General features: G+C 70.8%; 22 protein-coding genes. 7 read left to right on the forward strand and 15 right to left on the reverse strand.

The features are described 5' to 3' along the window. Positions 1-66: 66 nt before the first annotated feature. The 4 genes from AWQ70_RS03120 to AWQ70_RS03135 all read right to left on the reverse strand — a co-directional run bounded on the left by AWQ70_RS03120 (position 67) and on the right by AWQ70_RS03135 (position 2,974). A complete protein-coding gene (locus tag AWQ70_RS03120) occupies positions 67-477 on the reverse strand; it encodes a VOC family protein (protein ID WP_067170603.1) in 411 nt (136 codons plus the stop codon). Positions 478-572: 95 nt separating this feature from the next. Then, positions 573-1,013, reverse strand: a complete 441-nt coding sequence (locus AWQ70_RS03125) for a helix-turn-helix transcriptional regulator (RefSeq protein ID WP_218004414.1) — start codon at positions 1,011-1,013, stop codon at positions 573-575. Between the two features lie 258 nt (positions 1,014-1,271). Continuing rightward, positions 1,272-1,682 carry a VOC family protein gene (locus AWQ70_RS03130; RefSeq protein ID WP_067169946.1) on the reverse strand — a complete coding sequence of 137 codons (411 nt, stop codon included), beginning with the start codon at positions 1,680-1,682 and terminating at the stop codon, positions 1,272-1,274. Positions 1,683-1,807: 125 nt separating this feature from the next. Then, positions 1,808-2,974: a tyrosine-type recombinase/integrase gene (locus AWQ70_RS03135; RefSeq protein WP_084516511.1), complete on the reverse strand. Its 1,167-nt coding sequence runs from the start codon at positions 2,972-2,974 to the stop codon at positions 1,808-1,810. A 225-nt stretch (positions 2,975-3,199) separates the two neighbouring features. Here AWQ70_RS03135 and AWQ70_RS03140 point away from each other — a divergent pair, with 225 nt between their 5' ends. Further along, positions 3,200-4,636 (forward strand): MFS transporter, encoded by a 1,437-nt coding sequence (locus tag AWQ70_RS03140; protein WP_067169950.1) that lies wholly within the window; start codon positions 3,200-3,202, stop codon positions 4,634-4,636. 24 nt (positions 4,637-4,660) lie between these two features. On the opposite strand, the gene AWQ70_RS03145 is transcribed toward AWQ70_RS03140, so the two are convergent. The 6 genes from AWQ70_RS03145 to uppS all read right to left on the reverse strand — a co-directional run bounded on the left by AWQ70_RS03145 (position 4,661) and on the right by uppS (position 10,084). Then, positions 4,661-4,990 (reverse strand): DUF3817 domain-containing protein, encoded by a 330-nt coding sequence (locus tag AWQ70_RS03145; protein ID WP_067169955.1) that lies wholly within the window; start codon positions 4,988-4,990, stop codon positions 4,661-4,663. 121 nt (positions 4,991-5,111) lie between these two features. Next, positions 5,112-5,540 (reverse strand): MFS transporter, encoded by a 429-nt coding sequence (locus AWQ70_RS03150; protein WP_067169959.1) that lies wholly within the window; start codon positions 5,538-5,540, stop codon positions 5,112-5,114. A 184-nt stretch (positions 5,541-5,724) separates the two neighbouring features. Then, a complete protein-coding gene (locus AWQ70_RS03155) occupies positions 5,725-6,339 on the reverse strand; it encodes a helix-turn-helix domain-containing protein (RefSeq protein WP_373282300.1) in 615 nt (204 codons plus the stop codon). After that, positions 6,318-6,983 (reverse strand): methyltransferase, encoded by a 666-nt coding sequence (locus AWQ70_RS41015; RefSeq protein ID WP_245646689.1) that lies wholly within the window; start codon positions 6,981-6,983, stop codon positions 6,318-6,320. Before AWQ70_RS41015 ends, AWQ70_RS03155 begins: the two co-directional genes overlap by 22 nt. Positions 6,984-7,898: 915 nt before the next feature. Next, positions 7,899-9,362: an oxygenase MpaB family protein gene (locus AWQ70_RS03165; RefSeq protein WP_084516468.1), complete on the reverse strand. Its 1,464-nt coding sequence runs from the start codon at positions 9,360-9,362 to the stop codon at positions 7,899-7,901. Beyond that, complete coding sequence (uppS, locus tag AWQ70_RS03170) at positions 9,359-10,084, reverse strand: polyprenyl diphosphate synthase (protein WP_174552358.1); 726 nt, start codon at positions 10,082-10,084, stop codon at positions 9,359-9,361. Before uppS ends, AWQ70_RS03165 begins: the two co-directional genes overlap by 4 nt. A 215-nt stretch (positions 10,085-10,299) precedes the next feature. Between uppS and AWQ70_RS03175 the strand changes: the two genes are divergently transcribed. Beyond that, entirely contained in the window at positions 10,300-11,004 is a 705-nt protein-coding gene (locus AWQ70_RS03175; RefSeq protein ID WP_084516469.1) for an NUDIX hydrolase, read from the forward strand. 392 nt (positions 11,005-11,396) lie between these two features. On the opposite strand, the gene AWQ70_RS03180 is transcribed toward AWQ70_RS03175, so the two are convergent. Beyond that, positions 11,397-11,963: a Rossmann-fold NAD(P)-binding domain-containing protein gene (locus tag AWQ70_RS03180; RefSeq protein WP_245646691.1), complete on the reverse strand. Its 567-nt coding sequence runs from the start codon at positions 11,961-11,963 to the stop codon at positions 11,397-11,399. Positions 11,964-12,017: 54 nt separating this feature from the next. Here AWQ70_RS03180 and AWQ70_RS40155 point away from each other — a divergent pair, with 54 nt between their 5' ends. Further along, positions 12,018-12,257 (forward strand): winged helix-turn-helix transcriptional regulator, encoded by a 240-nt coding sequence (locus AWQ70_RS40155; protein WP_245646693.1) that lies wholly within the window; start codon positions 12,018-12,020, stop codon positions 12,255-12,257. Between the two features lie 539 nt (positions 12,258-12,796). Here the strand turns inward: AWQ70_RS40155 and AWQ70_RS03190 are convergent. Further along, positions 12,797-13,249 carry a ribosomal protein L7/L12 gene (locus AWQ70_RS03190; RefSeq protein ID WP_218004392.1) on the reverse strand — a complete coding sequence of 151 codons (453 nt, stop codon included), beginning with the start codon at positions 13,247-13,249 and terminating at the stop codon, positions 12,797-12,799. Positions 13,250-13,659: 410 nt separating this feature from the next. Continuing rightward, positions 13,660-14,355, reverse strand: coding sequence for a hypothetical protein (locus AWQ70_RS03195; protein WP_067169964.1), 696 nt, complete (start codon positions 14,353-14,355; stop codon positions 13,660-13,662). A 160-nt stretch (positions 14,356-14,515) separates the two neighbouring features. Between AWQ70_RS03195 and AWQ70_RS03200 the strand changes: the two genes are divergently transcribed. Next, complete coding sequence (locus tag AWQ70_RS03200; RefSeq protein WP_067169967.1) at positions 14,516-15,715, forward strand: sensor histidine kinase; 1,200 nt, start codon at positions 14,516-14,518, stop codon at positions 15,713-15,715. Beyond that, positions 15,712-16,413, forward strand: a complete 702-nt coding sequence (locus AWQ70_RS03205) for a response regulator (RefSeq protein ID WP_067169969.1) — start codon at positions 15,712-15,714, stop codon at positions 16,411-16,413. Before AWQ70_RS03200 ends, AWQ70_RS03205 begins: the two co-directional genes overlap by 4 nt. A 152-nt stretch (positions 16,414-16,565) precedes the next feature. On the opposite strand, the gene AWQ70_RS03210 is transcribed toward AWQ70_RS03205, so the two are convergent. Then, on the reverse strand, positions 16,566-17,348 hold the full coding sequence (locus AWQ70_RS03210; RefSeq protein ID WP_067169972.1) for a class I SAM-dependent methyltransferase: 783 nt from the start codon (positions 17,346-17,348) through the stop codon (positions 16,566-16,568). A 140-nt stretch (positions 17,349-17,488) separates the two neighbouring features. Here AWQ70_RS03210 and sigJ point away from each other — a divergent pair, with 140 nt between their 5' ends. Both sigJ and AWQ70_RS03220 read left to right on the forward strand, forming a co-directional pair. Beyond that, positions 17,489-18,433: an RNA polymerase sigma factor SigJ gene (gene sigJ / locus AWQ70_RS03215; protein WP_067169975.1), complete on the forward strand. Its 945-nt coding sequence runs from the start codon at positions 17,489-17,491 to the stop codon at positions 18,431-18,433. Positions 18,434-18,526: 93 nt separating this feature from the next. Next, positions 18,527-19,723: an NAD(P)/FAD-dependent oxidoreductase gene (locus tag AWQ70_RS03220; RefSeq protein WP_067169977.1), complete on the forward strand. Its 1,197-nt coding sequence runs from the start codon at positions 18,527-18,529 to the stop codon at positions 19,721-19,723. 42 nt (positions 19,724-19,765) lie between these two features. Here the strand turns inward: AWQ70_RS03220 and AWQ70_RS03225 are convergent, their stop codons facing one another. Next, positions 19,766-20,665 (reverse strand): aminoglycoside phosphotransferase family protein, encoded by a 900-nt coding sequence (locus AWQ70_RS03225; protein WP_067170624.1) that lies wholly within the window; start codon positions 20,663-20,665, stop codon positions 19,766-19,768. Positions 20,666-20,719 lie beyond the last annotated feature (54 nt).

A 20,719-nucleotide genomic window follows, 5' to 3' on the forward strand; every position in this document is an offset into this window, starting at 1 on the left:
CACTTCCGGTTCCCCTTCGTCGGCGCGGGCGCGGCGACGGCCTCCTGCCGACCTGGTGAGGACGCCTCAGCGGATCTCGTTGATGCGGATCAGGTTGCCGGCGGGATCGCGGACGGCGCAGTCGCGAACGCCGTACGGCTGCTCGGTCGGCTCCTGCACGACTTCGGCGTCGCCGGCCCGCAGCCGCTCGAAGGTGGCGTCGAGGTCGGTGGCGGCCAGCGTGATGATGCCGTAGGTGCCCTTGGCCATCATCTCGGTGACGGTGCGGCGCTCGTCCTCGGTGATGCCGGGGCCGGCGGCCGGCGGGTGCAGGACGATGGACGTGCCGGGCTGGTTGACGGGGCCGACGGTGATCCAGCGCATCCCGTTGTATCCGACGTCGCCCCGGACCTCGAAGCCGAGGGTGTCGCGATAGAAGGCGAGGGCCGCGTCCGCGTCGTCATGCGGGAGGAAGGCCGAGTGGATGGTGATTTCCATGGCCGTCATGCTAGGTCGTGCCCGACCGTGCCCGACCGTGCCCGACCGTGCCCGACCTGCCGTTCCTGACTGCCGCGCGCTGGGGGCGGCAGGTGTCAGACGCTCTCCGCGCCCGGCTCGGCGACCGGCGCCTCCCGGTTCCTGAGCGGTGTGGTCCTGACCGGCCGGGTCACCTGCGTGGCCACGCACGACGGCATCCCGGCCGTCGCGCGCGCCGCCTCGCGCCGATAGACGCTGGGCGGCACGCCGACCAGCTCGGTGAAGCGGGTGCTGAAGGTGCCCAGCGACGAGCAGCCGACCGCGAAGCAGATCTCGGTGACGCTCAGGTCGCCACGGCGCAGCAGCGCCATCGCGCGCTCGATCCGCCGCGTCATCAGGTAGCCGTACGGCGATTCCCCGTACGCGAGCCGGAACTGGCGGCTGAGGTGCCCGGCCGACATGTGCACGCCCCGGGCGAGCGCCTCGACGTCCAGCGGCTGCGCGTACTCCCGGTCGATCCGGTCGCGGACACGGCGCAGCCGCGCGAGGTCGCGCAGGTGCGGCGCGGCGGGTCTGCTGCTGGTCACCTGCGAATCGTACGTGCCGCTTCGCTCCACCTGGGGCGGGCCGCCGCGCCCCTTGTCGCGGAGCTCGCGGAACTTCTCCGCCCTGTCGACGCCGCCGCCCGAGAGGAGGACGGCGTTGACGATGAAGCTAATGATCATTTCTCCTTCGTCGCGTGGCCGTCGTCGCGTTCACGCGCCGCGCGTGGAAACACCCGCCGGCGCCAGGTCACGGCAGCATCGCCGGACGGCTCAGGGCAACTGCTGGATGCGGACCTGGTTGCCCGCGGGATCGCGGAAGGCGCAGTCGCGGATTCCGTACGGCTGCGTGATCGGCTCCTGCACGACCTCGGCCCCGCCGGCCTGCACCCGGGTGAAGACGCCGTCCAGATCGGAGGTGGCCAGGACGACGCGGGCGTAGGTGCCCTTGGCCATCATCTCGGCGATCATGCGGCGCTCCTCCTCGGTGATGCCGGGATCGGCCGCCGGCGGGTGCAGGACGATGGACGTGCCGGGTCGCCCGGCCGGGCCGATCGTCAGCCAGCGCATCTTGCCGTTCCCGACGTCGCTTCGGACCTCGAAGCCGAGGATGTCGCGATAGAAGGCCAGGGAGGCGTCCGGGTCGTCATGCGGAAGGAAGGTCCAGTGAATGGTGAGATCCATGGCGGCAACGCTAGGTGCCGCTCCGTGACCCGCGCTTCTCGATTCCTGACCGGTCCGCTCACCTGCCTCACCACGCACGACGGCATCGGACCCTGCGGGGGAGCCTTCCGGCGCGCGGCAGGGGGTCAAGCCGAGGTCTGGCCTCCCGCCATGCCGCCCGCGTCCACTGGGCCGTCCATTGAGCCGCTCCCGCCGTCCGCAGGGCCGCCGGACGGGCCTGCCGCGGGGCCGTCTCCACCGGGACGGCGGCCGCGCAGCAGGGGATGCGCCCGCATCGCCACCTCCAGCTCCCCGGGGAGCTCGTCGCGATACCGCCCGAGCGTCGACAGGTCGCTGTGCCCCAGCACCCGCCGCACCGCGTCCATGTCCGTGCCGTCGGCGAGCAGGTGCGTCGCGGTCGTGTGCCGCAGCCCGTGGGGCGTCACCTCACGCCGCCGCCCCGGCTCCACCCGCCGCCGCACCCGGTCGATCACCCCCTGCACGTCGCCGCGGGCCAGCCGCCTGCCCCGCCACGACAGCAGCAGCGCCTTCTCCTCTCGACTCGCCGCCCGCGCCTCGACATAGGCGTCGAACGCCTCAGCCACGTCACGGGGAAGCGGGACGTCCCGCGTCCGGCCGCCCTTGCCGAAGATCCGCCAGTAGCGCACGCCGTCGTTGGTGTAGAAATCCTCCACATTCGCGCGTACCAGCTCCGACACCCGGGGCCCGACCGTCGCCAGCAGCAGCACGATCAACGCGTCACGGGCGTCGGTCCGCTGGTCCCGGCGGCGGGGCGGCTCCTCCACGGGGGAACGCGCCGCCCCGATCAGCCCCTCCGCCTGCTCCTTGGTGAGCGCCCGCCGCTCCGGCCGCAGCCCGCCGCGCTCCCGCGCGGTCACCGTCGTCGCCGCCATCGGGTTGAGCTGCACCCAGCCCGCCAGCGCCGCGTGCTTGAACAGCGCGGACACCGAACGGCGGAACCGCCCCTGCGACGCCGCGCTCTGCGTCCCCGCACCCGGACCCGCACCCGGACCCGCGGCGCCCGGGGAACCCGGCGCGTCCGCCGCGCGGGAGCGCCGCCGCTCGTCCGGTTTACGCGCGAACGCCAGCAACACGGCGTCCACGTCCTCACCGGTCAGATCGTCCAGCACCCGGTCGGGGCCCGCCAGCCGCGCGAACGTGGCGACGTCCCGCGCGTACACCTCGGCGGTGGCGGGGGACAGCGCCCCGGTCAGCGTCTTGGCGCGGACCAGTTCCACGTAGCGATCCGCGGCCTCTTCCACCGTGATGCGGTTCAACCGAGCCGGAAGCATGATCCACACCGTATCCCGCGCCACCGACAACCGCGCGGCCGCCCGTAGGACTACCCGATCGAGGGATGCGCCCGCCCTGCCTGCCCGGAGAGGCTGGATGACACGCCTTCCGGCGCGTCGCCGTACGGCCGGGAAGGCCGCGGACACCGACACACGCGGACGCAACGTCACGGAAGCGGACACGGCCGCGCCCACGAGCGCCGGCCGAGCGGGGGAGCGGCGCCGATGGGAGCAGAGCAGCTCAAGGTCGTTCGCACCGCCATCCCGGCCCGCCTGGACCGGCTGCCCTGGTCGCGCTTCCACTGGCGGATCGTCGTCGGCCTGGGAACGGTGTGGATCCTCGACGGCATCGAAGTGACCATCGTCGGCGCCATCGCCCCCCGCATGACGGAACCGGGCAGCGGCATCGACCTCACCGCCGCCGACATCGGCACCGCCGCCGCCGTCTACGTGGCCGGAGCCTGCGCGGGAGCCCTGGTCTTCGGCCAGCTCACCGACCGCTACGGCCGCAAGAAACTGTTCATGATCACGCTCGCGCTGTACGTCGTCGCGACCGTGGCCACCGCCTTCTCCTTCGCCCCGTGGTACCTGTTCCTGTTCCGGTTCCTCACCGGAATGGGCATCGGGGGAGAGTACGCGGCCATCAACTCGGCGATCGACGAGCTCATCCCGGCCCGCAACCGCGGCCAGGTCGACCTCACCATCAACGGCAGCTTCTGGGCCGGGTCCGCGCTCGGCAGCGCCGCCGCCCTGCTGCTGCTGTCCGCGCTGTTACCCGCCGCCATCGGGTGGCGGCTCGCCTTCGGCGTCGGCGGCCTCCTCGGCATCGGCATCATGGTCGTGCGCCGGCACGTCCCCGAGAGCCCCCGCTGGTTGTTCATCCACGGCCGCGAGCAGGAGGCCGAACGCATCGTCGGCGCCATCGAGACCGAGGTCCGCGCCGAGAGCGGACGCGAGCTCGCCCCGCCCCACGGCAGCATCACCGTGCGGCAGCGCCGCGCGATCCCGTTCCGGGACATCGCCGAGGTCGCGATCAGGCGCTACCCGCGGCGGACCGTCCTGGGGCTCGCCCTGTTCATCGGGCAGGCGTTCCTCTACAACGCCGTCACGTTCGACCTCGGCACGATGCTGCACACGTTCTTCGGCGTCGCCTCCGGGGCCGTGCCGTACTTCATGGTGGTCTTCGCGTTCGGCAACTTCCTCGGGCCGCTCCTGCTCGGGCGGCTGTTCGACACGGTCGGACGCGTGCCGATGATCTCGGGGACCTACCTCGGCTCGGCCGTGCTCGCCGCGGTGCTCGCCGGGCTCCTGATGACCGGCGGGCTGACCGCCGTGTCGTTCGTCGCGATGGTCGCCCTCACGTTCTTCGTGGCGTCGGCGGGGGCCAGCTCGGCCTATCTCACCGTCAGCGAGATCTTCCCCATGGAGACCAGGGCGCTGGCGATCGCCCTCTTCTACGCCGTGGGCACGGGCATCGGCGGCATAACGGGGCCGCTGCTGTTCGGCGGGTTCATCGCCACCGGGAGCACGACCCTCGTCGCCGTCGGCTTCTTCATCGGGGCCGCCGCCATGGCGCTCGGCGGCGTCGCCGAGCTGGCCTTCGGCGTACGGGCCGAGCAGCAGTCGCTCGAACACATCGCCAAGCCGCTGACCGCGGAGTGAGCGCCGCCGCGAGGCCCGGGACGGTCAGGCGGACTCCACGCCCGCGGCGGCCAGCGGCGCGGCGGGCTCCAGACGCCGGGTCATCCGCCGCTCGAACCACACCGTCGTGAACGGCGGCACCGCGCACACCAGACCGAGCACCACCGTGCCGAGGCTCCACCGCCCCGAACGCGCGGCCGCCAGCACGGCGAGCACGTAGAGCACGAACATCGCCCCGTGGATCGGCCCGAAGATCCGCACGCCGATCTCGCTGCCGACCACGATGTACTTGAAGAACATGCCGACGAGCAGCCCCGCCCAGGAGAACGCCTCGGCGATCGCGACGGCACGGAACAGGCGGAACGCGGAGGGCATGAGGGAATCACCTTTCACAGGAGCGGCAGGAGGGGGTGCCCCGAGCCTACGGGCACCGGGGGTCGGTCCCGCCCCCGGGCCACACCCGACCGGCGTGCCGGGGGCAGCGAGCCGCCTCCGGTCAGGGGGTGGGGGCGTCGGTGTTGTCAGGCCGGGGCCCGAGCTCCTGCAGGCCGCCGCCGCGCAGGCGGTCCACCTCACGCCACTCCCGGCGCAGCCCGGCCGGCAAGATCGCCCCCAAGATCGGGTTGAGGAAGCCCACCCCCAGACCGCTCACGGCGAACACCGCCAATACCGCCCACATCGGCGCGTCGGCGGCGAGGACCAGGAACCTCGGCGCCCCGGCGAGCAGGTACCCGGTGAAGAACACCGCCCGCCGCGGCATACGGTGCCCGGCCGCCGCGGCGACCAGGCTTCCGGCGACCGCCACCGCTCCGAAGACGCTGTTGTTCAGGCCGATCGCCGTCGGCCCGTTTCCGGACGCCTGGGCCCACACGGGGACGAGCACGGAGAAGAACGCCGTGTCCAGCAGGTTGGTGACGCCGACCATGACGATGATGGTGAGCAGCAGCGGCTCGCCGCGCAGGAAGGTGAACCCCTCGCCGAAACGCCGCCAGTAGCCCGCCTCCTCCCCGGACGGGGAGGAGTCCTCACCGCCATGGCCGCGAGCAGCCCGCCCAGCGGCCGTAGCCTCCGCGTGCCGGATAAGCCGCCGGCGCTCCGGCCCCCCTCCGTCACGACGGCTCGAACCCGATCGCCGAATCGGACCGGCCGTCCGCCCGCCTGACGGGCGCGTCCAGCTCGGGCAGGATGTGGGAGATCACCGACACCCGCTCGGCGCCCTCCGGAGCGCCCGCCGCCTCCGGCGTATCCCGCCGGTAGCGGGTGATCACCGCCCACAACTCCTCCCGCAGGGAAGCGGCCTCCTCGGGAGTGAGCCGCAGGGTGCAGTCGCTCATGTCCCAGGAGTTCCGCCACGCGCGCGGCATCGCCGGGAGTTCGTTGATCGTCCGCTGGACGCGGAGCGTGTACGTGGCGGCGACGGAATTCAGGTACGCCATCGTGGCCTCGGGTTCCCGCTCGGCCAGCTCCGGGTCGTCGAGCCATGTGGACTGGTGGACCGAGCGCCACCAGCGCTCCCGCGCGTTTCCGCGTTCCGTGTCCTCCTCCACGAATCCGGCGGCGGCGAGCTGGCGCAGGTGATACCTCGCCGTGCCGGAGTTGACGCTCAGCAGCTCGGCGAGCCGGGTGGCCCCCATCCCTGAAGGTCCGCGCGGGTCCACTCCCGGGGGAAGCGCCCGCGGCCCGGCCCCCGCCGGACAGTGGGTCAGTCGATTCTCAGGCGCCACAGCGACGTGATCTCCGCGGCACGGGCGGCGTGGAGGGGATCGCCGGTGTCGGCCGCACGCGCGTGCCGCGGCCTGGTGTCGATCCTGCCCGCCACGCGCAGACCCGCCGCTTCGATGACGGCCAGCAAGTCGGCGCGCGTCCTGAGCCCGAGGTGCTCGGCCAGGTCGGACAGAACGAGCCAGCCTTCACCCCCTGGCTCAAGGTGCGCGGCGAGCCCGCCCAGGAAACCGCGCAGCATGGCGCCGCCCGGATCGTAGACGCCCCGATCGCGGACGGAGGAAGGCCGGGCGGGAATCCAGGGCGGATTGCAGACGACGAGGTCGGCCCGGCCCTCGGGGAACAACCCCGGGCCCACGACGTCGACGCGCGCGGCGAGGTTCAGCCGGTGGAGGTTGTCGCGGGCACAGGCCAGAGCGCGCGGGCTGTCATCGGTCGCCACGACGCGGCCGAGCCCCCGGCGAGCCAGGACGGCGGCGAGCACCCCCGTCCCCGTCCCGAGGTCGAACGCGATACGGGGACCGGCGGCACGGCCGGCCGGCACGGGCAGCGGCGTCCGCGCGACCAGGTCGACGTACTCACCCCTGACTGGGGAGAAGACGCCGTAGTGCGGGTGGACGCGCGCGCCGAGAGCCGGCACCTCCACGCCCCTCTCACGCCCCTCTCACGCCACTGATGCGCCCCGATCACACCGAGCAGCTCCTGGAGGGAGACCACCGTCGGCTCACGCGGCGGACCGTACGCCTCGGTGCACGCCTGGCGCACGTCCGGAGCCCTGCGCAGCGCCAGGGAGTGGTCACCTTCCAGCGACACGAGCAGCATCCCCAGTATGCGGGCCCGGTGGCCGCGGGCCCGGCGGTACAGATGGAAGGACTCGGCCGGGCTGTCACCCGCCGGGGGAGGTTTGCGTTCGACGCGGCGGCGCATCGCTCCCAGCAGTTGCCGCGCGTTGTGGAAGTCACCCCGCCACAGCAACGCGGTGCCTTCGCAGGCCAGCCGGTAGGCGGTGTCGGCTCTCATGCGGTCGTCCGCGACGACGACCTGCCTGGGAAGCGGCGTCGCGTTCTCGGAATGCCAGCGGGCGGATCGGGCGGTGTGGGCTTCGGTCCAGCGGATCGTGGACACCACGTACTCCTCGTGATCGAACGTGCGGGGACACGAAGAGCACTTCGACGAGGAGCAGCGAGAAAGGCCCGTGCTACGGCACGGGCACGAGTGTCACGGCAGCCGGGCTACCGCTCCCGCGTCGAAGCGCGAGAGGGGACGTCGCCGAGAACCATGCCAAGCGTCACGACCAGCCCTTTCCGAAGAGATCACGCAACAGGCTCCCACAGCCCTTTCCCCAGGGGCAAACGCCTCCAAGGCACCGGCTTCCCGACGGAGCGCGTAGGGGTGAACAAGGTGATCGCCGCCGCGTACGCCAGCTGAAGGCCGGCGGTCGCCAGGGCGTGGTCAGGCATGGGCGGACCGGCCTCGGCCGTCCCGCCCATGCCTGAACGGCCTCACCTCACCGAAACGGACACCCTGCGGCGGCGAGCGGGCCGGACGCCACCCGATGCGCTCAGGACTGGGCGAACAACCGGTCGTAGGCGTCCGAGTGCAGGCGCCCGGCCATGAAGTTCAGGAACCGCCGGACGAACTCGGCACGGGTCAGCCGCTCGTCACCGCCGCCCGCGTCATGATCGAACGCCGCGCGGAAGAGCGCCCGGTACTCTCCCGCGTCGATGACCTGGTCGTCGTCCACGTCGGTGACGTCGAACAGGACCTCGGCGACCCTGATCAGGGCGGAACTGGTCATGGCAGCGGCCGCCGCGGCGTACTCCTGACCCGTGACGCGTCCGTCTCCGTCGGTGTCCAGCTCCTTCCGCAGCTCCCGCCACCAGTCGGCGAAGGCGGTGAAGAGGCGGTCCTCGTCCCGCGCGTCCAGATCGAGCCGGGTGGCGATCTCCCGGGCCATCGCGGCGAGATCGGGCCAGTCCAGATAACCGTCGCCGGTCTGGTCCAGGACCTCGGAGAAGAACCGCGCGGCGGACCGCAGCGTCGAGTCGTCCGCCGCGCCGGCCTGCGGGGCGGGCGTGAGGAGGCGCAGGAGCGCCCCCGCCTTCGCCGCGCCGCGGCGCAGCCCGGCCAGCGCGTCACCGCCCTCCCGGCGAGAGTACGTGGGGTCGAGCATGCCCATGATCGTGTCCAGCCGCGTCCACGCCTCGGGCAGCAACCGCGTCGCGAGCCGCGTGGACAGATAGGCGGTGTGGATCAACGTGCGGGTGCCCGGCAGCTCGGGAAGCCCCAGCCGTGCGCGAAGCGACTCGGGCAGCGACGCCACGGTGATCGCGGTGGCCACGGGGCCGGCCAGCGCCCTGCCGGCCGCCCACGCGGCCGGACTGTCGCGTAGCAGAGGGGGAGCGGGCACCTGCGCGAACAGGCGGTCGAGGATGACGCGCACCGCTTCGGTGTTCTCCAGCCGCTCCTCGATCATGAGCTCGTAATAGCGCCAGAACTCCCGGAGCGTCGGAGGAAGCCTCCCTCCGTCGGGATCCATCAGAGCGAGGAACGCCCGGAACTCGGCGTACAGCCGGTCCAGCGCGGGGCCGTCGAGGGACTCGCCGCTCAGCCGGCACATCGTGACCGTGGACTCGAACAGCGTCGCCACCACCCACGCGCGCGCCTCGGGATCGGCCGCGTTGAACGGGCGGCCCTCGGCGTCGGTGCCCGTGATACGCGCGTGCAGACGGTTCAGCCGGGCCGCCTCCCGCCGTCGCACCCGCTCGTCGGGGTCGACCATGCGCTGCGCGCTGAGCACGGTGTTGCGCAGCCGCCGCCAGGGGTGCGCGACGAACGTCGAGTTGGTGATCAGCGCCGCGCCGATCTGCGGGTGCGCGGCCTCCAGGACGATGGCTCGGGTCGCCACCAGCCCCCACCGCGCCTGGTGACTCAACCGGTGGAGCATCGATCCGGGACTGAGCGGGTCGGCGGGGTCCGCGGGCGTGGTGCCGTCATCGATCCCCGTGGGTGCGGCGTCGCTCATGAAGATCCCTTTCCTGTCGCGGTCGGCACCTGTACACCGCCGAACCGGCGGTCCCGCCGCCGGTAGACGTCCAGGCATTCCCAGAAGTGCTCGGCGCGGAAGTCGGGCCACAGCACGGGAGGGAAGACCCATTCGGCGTAGGCCACCTGCCAGAGCATGAAGTTGGAGATCCGCTGTTCGCCGGAGGTGCGGATGACCAGGTCCACCTCCGGCATGTCGGGGTGGGGGAGATGGCGGGCGAAACTCTCCTCGGTGACCTGCTCGGGCGGCACGCCGTCGCGGATCAGCGACCGCGCGGCCTCGACGATGTCGCGGCGGCCGCCGTGATCGAACGCCACCGTCAAGGTCATCCGCCGGTTGTCGCGGGTCAGTGTCATCAGGTCGTCGATGTCGCGGGCCAGCGGCGGCGGGATCCGCGGGTCGGCGCCACCCAGGAAGCGGCATCGGATCCCGCGCGTGTGCAGGGTCAGGGCGTGTTTCCGTATGGCACGCCGCACCAGCCACAGCAACACGTCGACCTCGGCGGCCGGACGCCGCCAGTTCTCGGTGGAGAAGGCGTACAGGCTCAACCAGCCGACACCGGCCGTGTGCGCCGCCTCTATCACGTCGATGACGGCGGCCTCGGCCGCCTGATGTCCCGCCGTGCGGGGGAGCGACCGCTGTGCGGCCCACCGGCCGTTCCCGTCCATGACGCACGCCACGTGGTGAGGCACGTCTCTCACACCGGCCGCCCTGAGGAGGAGGACAATCAACGCTCCCGTCGTACGCCGAATCCTCAAAAGTGCGCATCGGGAAAACCAGCCGCGCCCACCACAATGATCTGCCGCGCCAATCAATACCCTGTAGTCGGTCAACTACACATCGCAGTCGGCCGAGATCGGACGGCGGCCGCACGCGTACGGGAAGCCGGGCACGGGGGACTGATGGTTCTCGCGGATTGGAGATCGCCGCCAGTGGTGTGCCAGCGAAGCGTTCCATCGGACTGGTTGCGGCTGGAGAACAGCAGGAGACGATCGTCGTCATCGATGACCACGACAGGTTCGCTCGGGCACGTCGCACCGCCCCTGGTGGCTGGCAAGATCTTGAGCCCTGCCGCGACACCATGGCGCCGAACAGGAGAAGGAGCGATCGGGTGAGGACTCGACAAGGTGCTCGAACCGTGTTGCTGGATCACGATGACCGGATTCTCATGATGCAGGTCCGAAACGATGGCGCCATCGTCGTTCCGGTTCTTCCCGTCCCTGAGCTGTTCTGGGTACTGCCAGGTGGCGGTGTCGAGCCTGGTGAGAGCTTCCTCCAAGCCGCTCGCCGGGAACTCTTCGAAGAGACCGGCCTGACCGATGTCGACTGGGGGCCGTGCCTGTGGATCCGCGATCTGGACGTTCACTGGTCAGGCGAGCCCGTCCACGCGCATGAGAGGTACTTTCTCGCGCGAATCCGCGGCACCGAAGACATCAGCCGAAGGAACCTGGAACCCGCAGAACACAATGCGATCGTTGAATACAGGTGGTGGTCTCTCGCTGAACTGACCACCGCCGAGACCACGCAGACCCTACGGCCCCCCGGACTGCCCCGCCTGCTCGCTGATGTCCTGAATGGGAATGGGCACCTGCCCAGCGAGCCGCTCGCCTTGAAGGCATGAGTCCACCCGGCGGCTCTGGGAAACGATCGACCTTCCCGCGGGAAGCGATGTTCGAGCGCACCCATTACGCCAGGTCATCCGCTGTCGTGAACACTCCGTCTGAGGAAGCGGCATAAGCGGCCCGCAAATCCGGGAGCGCAGCCGCGCGCGGAGCCACTTCAGTGAGACGAAATCACGTGGGGACCACCTTGATGAGACAGGGGCCAAGTTCCCTGAGACAGGCGTCCTGTCTCATTCAATCTGGTCCAAGCGCAACCATCCTGCCTGCGGTGGAGCTTGCGGTAGGGGTACCTCCTGTGTCACCTGCCGTGAGGGGGCTGGACAGGTCGTCTCCGCGCTCTTCATTGATCAACTGAGGACGATGAGGGCTCTCAGCAATCGTCGAGTGCGGGTCATCGGAAGGCGGCGATGTTGGCACGGGCCCAGTCGGCATACCTACGGGGCGCCCGGCCCAGTACCCTCTCGACATCAGGACTGACCCGCCGTTCGGCCGGGGTGGGCGCGCCCAGGATGGCCAGGGTCGTCTCCACCACGTCCGCCGGCATGAAGGTCAGCATCTGCGCCCGCGCCTGATCCGGGGTCTGCTCCACGAACCGGATCGGCTCACCCAGCGCGGCGCCGATCGCCGCGGCCTGCTCCCGGGGCGTTACCGGAGCGGGACCGGTCAGCTCGTAGATCTGCCCGGCGTGGCCGTCCTCCCGTAGCGCTGCGGCGGCGACCCCGGCGATGTCGCCCGGGTCGACGGCCGGCAGGGCGACGTCGGCGAACGGCGCGGCGACGGTCCTTTCAGCACGCACCGACGGAGCCCAGGCGTAGGTGTTGGAGTCGAAGTTGCCGGGCCGCAGGATCGTCCAGGCCACGCCCGACCCTCGCACGGCCTCCTCGATGGACAACCCCAGCACCCCGTGCGACGCCGACTCCGGCCGGGTCGCCACTCCCGGCGATGACAGCAGCACCACACGCTCGACACCGCCGGCCTTGGCCGCATCGAGGATGTCGCCCAGGTTCAGCGTGTGGGCAGGATCACCACGATCACCCCGAAGGTGCTGACCCAGCGTCTGCGACAACTCGAACGCGACGGCCTGATCGTGCGCACCTACCACCCCGAGGTCCCGCCCCGAGTCGAGTACGAGATCAGTGAACTCGGCCGCAGCCTCGCCTCGCTGTTCGCCCACCTCGCCGAATGGGCCGCCGCCAATCTCGATCAGGTCGACCGGGCCCGGCGCGACTACGACGACGCCTCGGCTCACTAGAGCCGGCAGAGGTGGTGAACATGCCGCCCGTTCGTCGGCGGCGGGGCAGGGCGGCCGCGGTCAGAGAACCGTGTGCCGCCGGCCGGCGGGAGGCCATCGGGACCCCGATGTCGCCTCCGGGGGAGCGGCGGCCAGATGAAGCCAGGTTCGATGAGGCAACCTGCGCCTTGGGCCAGATTCGGTGAGACGGCCAGGACTGCGGAGGCCTGGCCGGACCGGATTCAGTGCGACAAAGATGCGTTCTGGACCAGGCGTGTGAGACAGGGGCCAAGTTCCCTGAGACAGGACGCCGACAGCGGAAACGTGCCGATCGGACATCCACTCCTATACCAAACAGAATTCACCTTCTGTCCGGTATAGCCTTCTTGGGGCGTTCTGTGGTCTGTTGCGGCTTTCTGGGTGACGGCGCCGTGAGCAAGGCGTGAACGGGAGAGATCCGGGCCCGCGGCTTGGCGTGGAGCGCCGGGCGCCCGTGTCGTGGCTCGACACTCGCGCCAGGGGATCGTTTTATCGTGATTTTTTGGGTGCGGCGCCGCCCATCAGAGGGCGTCGACGAAGGTCTCGGCCTCGTCCTGCGTCATCCCGGTCTCGCCGCGCACCAGGAAGATCGCCTGCTCGGTGCGGCCGTCGGCCTTCAGTTGACGTACACGGGAGGCGAGGTCGAGGCGCCGGGCGGAGGGCTCGCCCGGGACGTCCACCGGGACGGGGCGGCCGGCCTCCAGGGCGTCCACGACGTCCTTGGCCTCTTTGAGGCCGAGCCCGGTCTCCTCCCTGACCAGCTTGATCGCGTGGATCTTCTTGCGTTCGGAGCACAGCTCCCGTACGCGATCTTGGAGATCGTGTGAGATCGGCGGCACGAGCCCCGGCGTCCGCCACGCGAGCCGGGTGCTGGGCCGGGCTCCGGCGCGCGCCGCGAGTGCGACGACGACTGCCAGCACGACGACCACGAGCACGACGAGGACGATGACCATCTCAAGGGTTCCCAGCGGCACGCGGTGATCGTACGGCTCTCGCGGGCTCTGCGGAACCCTCCGCCCTATTGCTCGATAATGAACATTATGTCAAGTAGGCGATCTGACGATCCCGAGGATCTCGATCCCCCACCGCTGTCCTGTCCTGTCTCACTGGACCTGATCCTTTGTCCTTTGCCTCACCCGATCCGCTCACCCGGGCTCCTCTCGCCGTCGACGGTCAGGCTGCGTCTCGCGAGATCTGCTCTCTTTGGGCCTGAAGTTCGGTCTATGGCTTGAAAGAACCACCGAAACCGACCAGAGCACATGAGATGCGAGGAGGAAACTCCTCAAAGTGAGCGGATCATCTGAGATGCCAAGACCTCCCCGTCTCAGACGATCCGCTCACTATCCAGGTCGGCCGCGGCTTCACTGAGCAACCTCGCACGCCTTCAGGGACGCGACGCCAGCGGCACCTCGGCGCTGCCTGACGCACTCGCCGCCCGCGGTGGGCGGATGCCCAGCGCCAAGCCGATCAGGCCGGCCGCCATCAGCGCACTCACCCCGAGTTTGGGCGCCGCACCGCTGGAGACGAAGTCGAGCATCTGGCCGCCGGTCAGGACGAGTGGCACCCACAGGGACACGAGGCCGGCTCGCCACGCACCGAAGGACAGCACAAGGAGTCCGATCATCCAACCCAGGATCCAGATCGCAAACGATGCGATCACCAGCGGGTCCTTGTCGAGCGCGTCAACGATCGGCCGGACCGCCTCCGCGTTCACGCCCCCTCCGGCGAGGGCCCCGAAAAAGGCGTTGTAATGCCAGAGATGGATCGCGGAGAAGTAGAGCGCGGGAACGACGAAAGCTCCGCCGATGGTGGCGACAAGGCGCTTGCGGCGGCCGACCGCCACGATCAGACCCGCCGTCGCGGGCAGGAGCAGCAGGTGCGTCAGGGCGAAGAGGATCGTCTCGGCCCGCCAGGCGCCGAGGCCGGCGGCGGCCACGTCGACATTCGCCGCGGTCTCGGACACTTCGTCCGGAAACATCACCCAGTAGAAGGCGTTCGCCACGGCGTAGAGAACACCGCCGGCAGCCATCGCGACCGCCGCGAAACGCCGACCGTACGGTCGTATGGTCTTGTCGCTCATCGAAATCTCCTGTTGTGAGCTGTTGACGACGCAGACGCTAGGTGCGGTACGCGGGTCCGGTCGTCGACCTGGATGTCGATCGACGGGTGGATACCGTCGGATGCCTGCTCCACCCGCGGGTGGACGCCGGGTCACATGCGGCTCGGATAGGCTCCCGGCCATGTCATGGGTCCGGGACATCGGACGGCGCCGGGCCGACCTCGCCGCTGTCGTAGTCGGCCTCGCGCTGTTCGGGTTCGGACTGGCCGAGATCTATGTGCCGCTCGCCCCGTACGTCGACGGCGAGGGTCCCGATCTCACTGCGCTGTCCGGCTGGTGGGTAGCCGTGCTCACCGTGCTGCTCGCCGGCTACTGCCTCGCGGTCGCGGCGTGCAGGTCGTACCCAAGGGCCGCGGTGGTCCTGGCCGGCGTCTGCTTCATCGCGCAGAGTTTCACGCCGGTCCTCCCGGAATGGCCGGTCGTGCCGCTCCTGGCATTGGTCGGTGTCTGCTTCGGCTGCGTCGCTCTGGCCGGCCGCTACGGACCGGAGATCGCGGGCGTCTCCTACTTCGTTTCGCTCGGCATCGAGACCACGATCGCGGGCGACCCGGACTGGGCGTTCATCGTTTTCGTCGCGCTTGCGGTCATGGGGCCGGCCTACGCCGTCCGCATGCGGCGAGCGCAGGCGGCACGTCTGGTCGCATCGGCTGCCGAACGGGAGGCCACCGCACGCCTCGACGAGCGGCTACGGATAGCCCGCGAACTGCACGACATCGTCTCGCACGGCGTCACCGTGATGGTGCTGCAGGCCGGAGCCGCCCAGGTCGTACTCGAATCCGACACGCGGCAGGCCCACGAGTCGCTGGATGCGGTGCAAAGTGTCGGCCGCGACGTCGTCACTGAGCTGCGCCGGTTGCTCGTCATCCTCCGAGGCGCAGAGGGCGGCCCGGAGCGGCTGCCCTCGCTGCGGCACCTCGACCCGCTGCTCGCCGGAGTGCGGGCCGCCTGTGGGCGGGTCGACGTAACCGTCAACGGGGATCTCGGCACGGTGCCCGCAGCCATTGACGTCAGCGGCTACCGGGTGCTGCAGGAAGCCCTGACCAACGTGGTCAAACATGCTCCGGGCGCCACAGTCTCGGTTTCGATCGATGTCGGACGCACCGACCTGCGGATCCGCGTCGTCGACGACGGACCAGGCATCGGCCAACGAAGCGACAGCGGTGGCCACGGGCTGACGGGGATCAGCGAGCGCGTGGAACTCTTCGGTGGAACGGCCACCGCCGGTCCGGAGGACGGCGGCGGGTTCGAGGTGCGCGTCGAGCTGCCCTTGAGCGCGAAGGCCGCGGCACCCGTGCTGTCGGAAACGGGAGCACCGGCGTGACGCGTATCCTCATCGCCGACGATGAGGCCCTCATACGCAGCGGCCTGCGTATGATCCTCGGCACCCAGCCCGGTATCGATGTGGTCGCGGAGGCCGTGGACGGCGAGCAGGCGGTGCTGCTCACCGCCGAACACCAACCGGACGTCGTGTTGATGGACATCCACATGCCCCGGCTCGACGGCGTGGCCGCGACCGAGCAGATCCTGGCGGACCGCTCCGACCGCCGAGTCGTCATGCTGACCACATTCGACCTCGACGAGTACGTCTACCGGTCGTTGCGTGCCGGCGCCTGCGGGTTCCTGCTCAAGACCACTCCACCGAAGGAACTGGTGAGCGCGCTGCATGCTGCCGCTCGTGGAGACGCTCTGCTCTCACCGGAGATCACCCGCCGTCTGATCGATCACTACACCGCGACGGCGCCGCCGGTCCGCGTCCCCGGGCTGGCCGACCTGACCGGCCGGGAGACCGAGGTCCTGCGGCTGATGGCTCGGGGGCTGTCCAACCGCGAGATCGCCGGGGAGCTCTTTCTCGGCGAGGCGACCGTGAAGACGCATGTCAACCGCATCTTCGCCAAGCTCGGTGTGCGGGACCGCGTGCAGGCGGTGGTGCTCGCCTACGAAGCCGGCGTGGTACGGCCCCGAGGCGAGGCGCGCGCACGCGGCAGTCGGCAGGAATGGCACGAGCCCCGTTTTCCCTGAGGGGAAACGGGGCTCCGTTCGGCTGGTGGGCGGGGCCTCTCCCCCGTCGCCCGGACCGCGCCCCGCTCCAGACTCGACCCTGACAGCGTGTGAGGTCCGGACCGCTCCCATCGCTCTGCCGGACGCGCGCGCGGCGTGGTGTTCTTCCGGGCTCAGCTCTTCCGGGCCCTGATGAGGAAGCGCTGCGAGTAGGCCACGAAGGGGCCGTGGCGCTCGATGAAACCGTGCAGCTCCGCCAGGCGGTCGCGGTACGTGTCCACGGTGAAGTCCGGGACGATCCAGATCACCTTGCGGAGGAAGTGGACCACCGCCGCGATGTCGTAGAACTCCATTCGGAGTGCTTCCTGGCGCAGGTCGACGACCTCCAGACCCGCCGCTTCCGCGCTGAACGTCGCCTCCACCGGGCTCGCGCCGGCCGTGGTGGCCAGCGGGCCCAGAGACGGGTGGACCGAAGCCTGCCGGTTCCGCATCATGAACTCGGTCAGTTCGCGCACCGAGCCCGAGCCCACCTGCTGGGAGAGGTACGTGCCGTTGGGGCGCAGGACCCGGTGGACCTCGTCCCAGCGGGTGACCACCGGATGGCGGCTGACCACCAGGTCGAAGTGGTCGGACGGGAACGGCAGGTCGGCGGCGTCGTCGGCCTCGACGACCGTGGCGTCGAACGCGGCCAGGTTGCGCCGGGCGATCTCCAGGTTCGGCCGCCACGATTCGGTCGCCGCCAGGATCGGCGGGGCGGTCGGCACCGACGCCAGCACCTCGCCTCCCCCGGTCTGGATGTCGAGCGCCGCCTCTGCCTTCGCCATCTCTCTCGCCAGGAGCTTCGCGTAACCCCAGGACGGACGCTGTTCGGTCGCACGACCGGTGAACCAGGAGAAGTCCCAGCCTTCCGTAGGGACGGATTCACCTTCGGCGACAAGCTCTTCGAACGTGGGCATCCAGCGATGATGGCAGGCGCCGGAGGCGCGCGCACGGCACGAGGCTCTCCCGCCTCCGTGAGGTCGCGTTGTGCGGCGGGCGGAGTAGGGTCCATCGCGGCGGCGGCGGCCGGTCCGCGTGCGCGGGCTACGATCGGGCCATGCCCTTGACCGTGAACGACGTCGAGCGGTTCGAGGCCTCCAGGCCGCGCCTGGAGGCCATCGCCTACCGCCTCCTCGGCTCCGCCGGGGAGGCCGAGGACGCCGTGCAGGAGGCGTTCCTGCGCTGGCAGGCGGCCGACGTCGACCGGATCGAGGTCCCCGAGGCCTGGCTGACGAAGGTCCTCACCAACCTGTGCCTCAACCAGCTCACCTCCGCGCGGGCGCGGCGGGAGACCTATGTGGGCGCTTGGCTTCCCGAGCCGCTGCTGGCCGGGGACCCGATGCTCGGTCCGGCCGACACCGCCGAGCAGCGTGAGTCGGTCTCGTACGCGGTCCTCACCCTCATGGAGCGCCTCTCCCCCAACGAGCGGGCGGTGTACGTGCTGCGGGAGGCGTTCGAGTACCCGCACCGGGAGATCGCCGAGATCCTCGACATCACCGAGGCCGCCAGCCAGCAGATCTTCCACCGCGCGAAGAAGCACGTCGTGGACGGCAAGGTCCGGACCGAGGTCGACGAGGTGGCCGCCCGGCGGATCGTCGAGGAGTTCCTGGCGGCCGCCGGCAGTGGCCGGACGGAGCCGCTCGTGCGTCTGCTCACCGAGGACGCCATCGCGATCGGCGACGGCGGCGGGAAGGTCCCGGCCCGTGCCAAGGCGTTCGAGGGCGCCGTCGCGGTCGCGAAGTTCCTGTGGGGCCTGCTCAAGCCCAGCAAGGCCAAGCGCGCCATGGTCGGCGGCGTGGCCGAGGTCTACGCCTGGACCGCCAACGGCGATCCCGCCGTCGTGGCCGTCGTGGACGGCCGGGTCGTCGGTGTCATGTGCCTGGAGGTCAGCGCCGAGGGCATCGCCGCGTTCCGCAGCCAGGTCAACCCGGACAAGCTCGAACGCGCGACCGGGCGCTGGGCGGCCGTCGACCACGGGAAGCCGTTGTTCACCGCCTTCTGATCGCGATGTGAGGTGCTTCACATCGTGTTCCTGTCAGGAAGCGGCGGGCCGCCCGGTTCAGGTGGCGAAACCGCGTGAGACAGGAGCAAGGAAATGCGGCACCGCATCATCGTCCTCGGAGCCGGTTACACCGGAGCCATCGTCGCCGGCCGCCTCGCCAGGCGACTGCGCCGCGAGGACGTCGCCATCACCCTCGTCAACGCCGAGCCCGACTTCGTCGAGCGTGTCCGCATGCACCAGGTCGCGGTCGGCCAGGATCTCAGGCCCCGGCCGTTCGGTGAGATGTTCGCGGGCACCGGTGTCGAGCTGAGGCTCGCGAAGGTCACCGGCGTCGACGTCGAACGTAAGACCGTCGCCGTCGCCGACGCGAGCGGCGCCGGGGAACTCGCCTACGACACGCTCGTCTACGCGCTCGGCAGCGGTTGGAACGCTCAGGGCGTTCCGGGGACCGCCGAGCACGCCTATGAGATCGCCGGCCGCCCCGGGGCGCTGCGGCTGCGTGAGCGCCTGGCCGGTCTGGAGGCGGGGCAGGCCGTGGTCGTCGTGGGCGGTGGCCTGACCGGTCTGGAGGCCGCGACCGAGATCGCCGAGGCCCGGCCGGATCTCGACGTGTCGCTCGCCGTCCGCGACGGTCTCGGCGACTGGCTCTCGCCGAAGGGGCGCGAGCACCTGTGGAAGGTCGTCGGCGGGCTCGGGATCACCGTGTACGAGCACGCCGCGGTGACCGGGGTCGAGGCGGATCGTGTCGCCATCGCGGACGGCAGGGCCGTCGCGGCCGCGGTCACGGTGTGGACCGCGGGCTTCGCGGTTCACCCGATCGCGAAGGCGACGTCCCTGGAGGTGACCGGCGCCGGTCAGATCGTGGTCGACGGGACCATGCGCTCGGTGTCGCACCCGGATGTGTACGCGGTCGGCGACGCGGCGATGGCGATGGGCCCCGGGGGCAAGCCGCTGCGGATGTCGTGTGCCTCGGGGACTCCGGCCGCGTGGCAGGCCGCCGACGCGATCGCGGCGCGTCTGACCGGTGGGAAGCTCCCGAACGTGCCGATCCGGTACTTCAACCAGTGCATCTCGCTGGGCCGCAAGGAGGGGTTGATCCAGTACGTCACCGCCGATGACCGGGCCGTGCGGGCGGTCCTGACGGGACGGCTGGCCGCCGTGTACAAGGAGTTGGTCTGCAAGGGGGCCGCCTGGGGCGTCGCGAACCCGTTGTTCGGGTTGCCGGTCCGGCGTCGCCGTGTGGTGCGGGAGCGGGTCGCGGCGGATGCGGCCGTCAAGGCGTCGGCGTAGGGCATGGATCGGCTGGGCGAGCCCGGCATGGGGTGCGGTAGGTCAGTGGGGGTCGTCGGCGAGGACCTGGGTGAGCGCGTGGGTGGCCTGGCGGACCATGCCGGGGTTGGTGTCCCAGTAGTACGGGAGTGCGATGACGGCCTGGAGGAGTGCCCAGCCGCGGCCGCGCAGCCATGACGCGTCGTCGGCTCCGAGTTCGTCGCGGAAGCGTCGGCGGCTGTCGCCCGTGAACACGTTCCACGCGGGTTGGAGGTCGCAGGCGGGGTCGCCGACGTTGAGGCCGCCGAAGTCGATGACCGCCGAGAGGCGGCCGTCGACGACGAGGAGGTTGCCCGGCAGGAGGTCGCCGTGGACCCAGACCTCCGGGCCGTCCCATGCCGGGGTGTCGAGCGACTCCCGCCACGATCGCAGGGCGGCGGCGCCGTCGATGCGGTCGCCGAGTCGGGCGATGGACCGGCGTACGCCCTCGTCGTGCTCGGCGAGCGGTCCCCCGCGTGCGTGCGGGGGGCGGGGGTGCGCTCCGGCGGTGTCGATCTGTCGCAGCGCCGTGATGAAGGCGGCGAGGTCGGCCGCCGCCTGGAGGGGGTCGCGGATCGTGCCGTTGGCGTTGTCGCCGGGCAGCCACTCGTGTACCGACCAGGTGAAGGGGTAGTCCTCGGCGGGCTCCCCCGTCGCCAGCGGTACGGGTACCGCGAGCGGCAGGTGGGGGGCGAGTTCGGGCAGCCACCGGGCTTCTTTGGCCGCCTGCCCGGTGGCCCATGCGATGCGTGGCAGCCGTAGGGACAGGTGGTCGCCGAGGCGGTAGATGTCGTGGTCCGTGCCGTAGGAGACGACGGGTTCGATCGTCAGGTGGGCCCATTGGGGGAACTGGGCGGTGATCAGGCGGCGGACGAGGGCGGTGTCGGTGTGGATCTCGTCGGCGTGCATCCGGGTTCTGGCCATCGCGGCCATCCTCGGTGGGTTCCGCCGGTGGCGGCAATCGGTTTTCGGCCGCCC

The organism is Microtetraspora niveoalba, assembly GCF_001570405.1.
Classification (GTDB): domain Bacteria; phylum Actinomycetota; class Actinomycetes; order Streptosporangiales; family Streptosporangiaceae; genus Microtetraspora; species Microtetraspora niveoalba.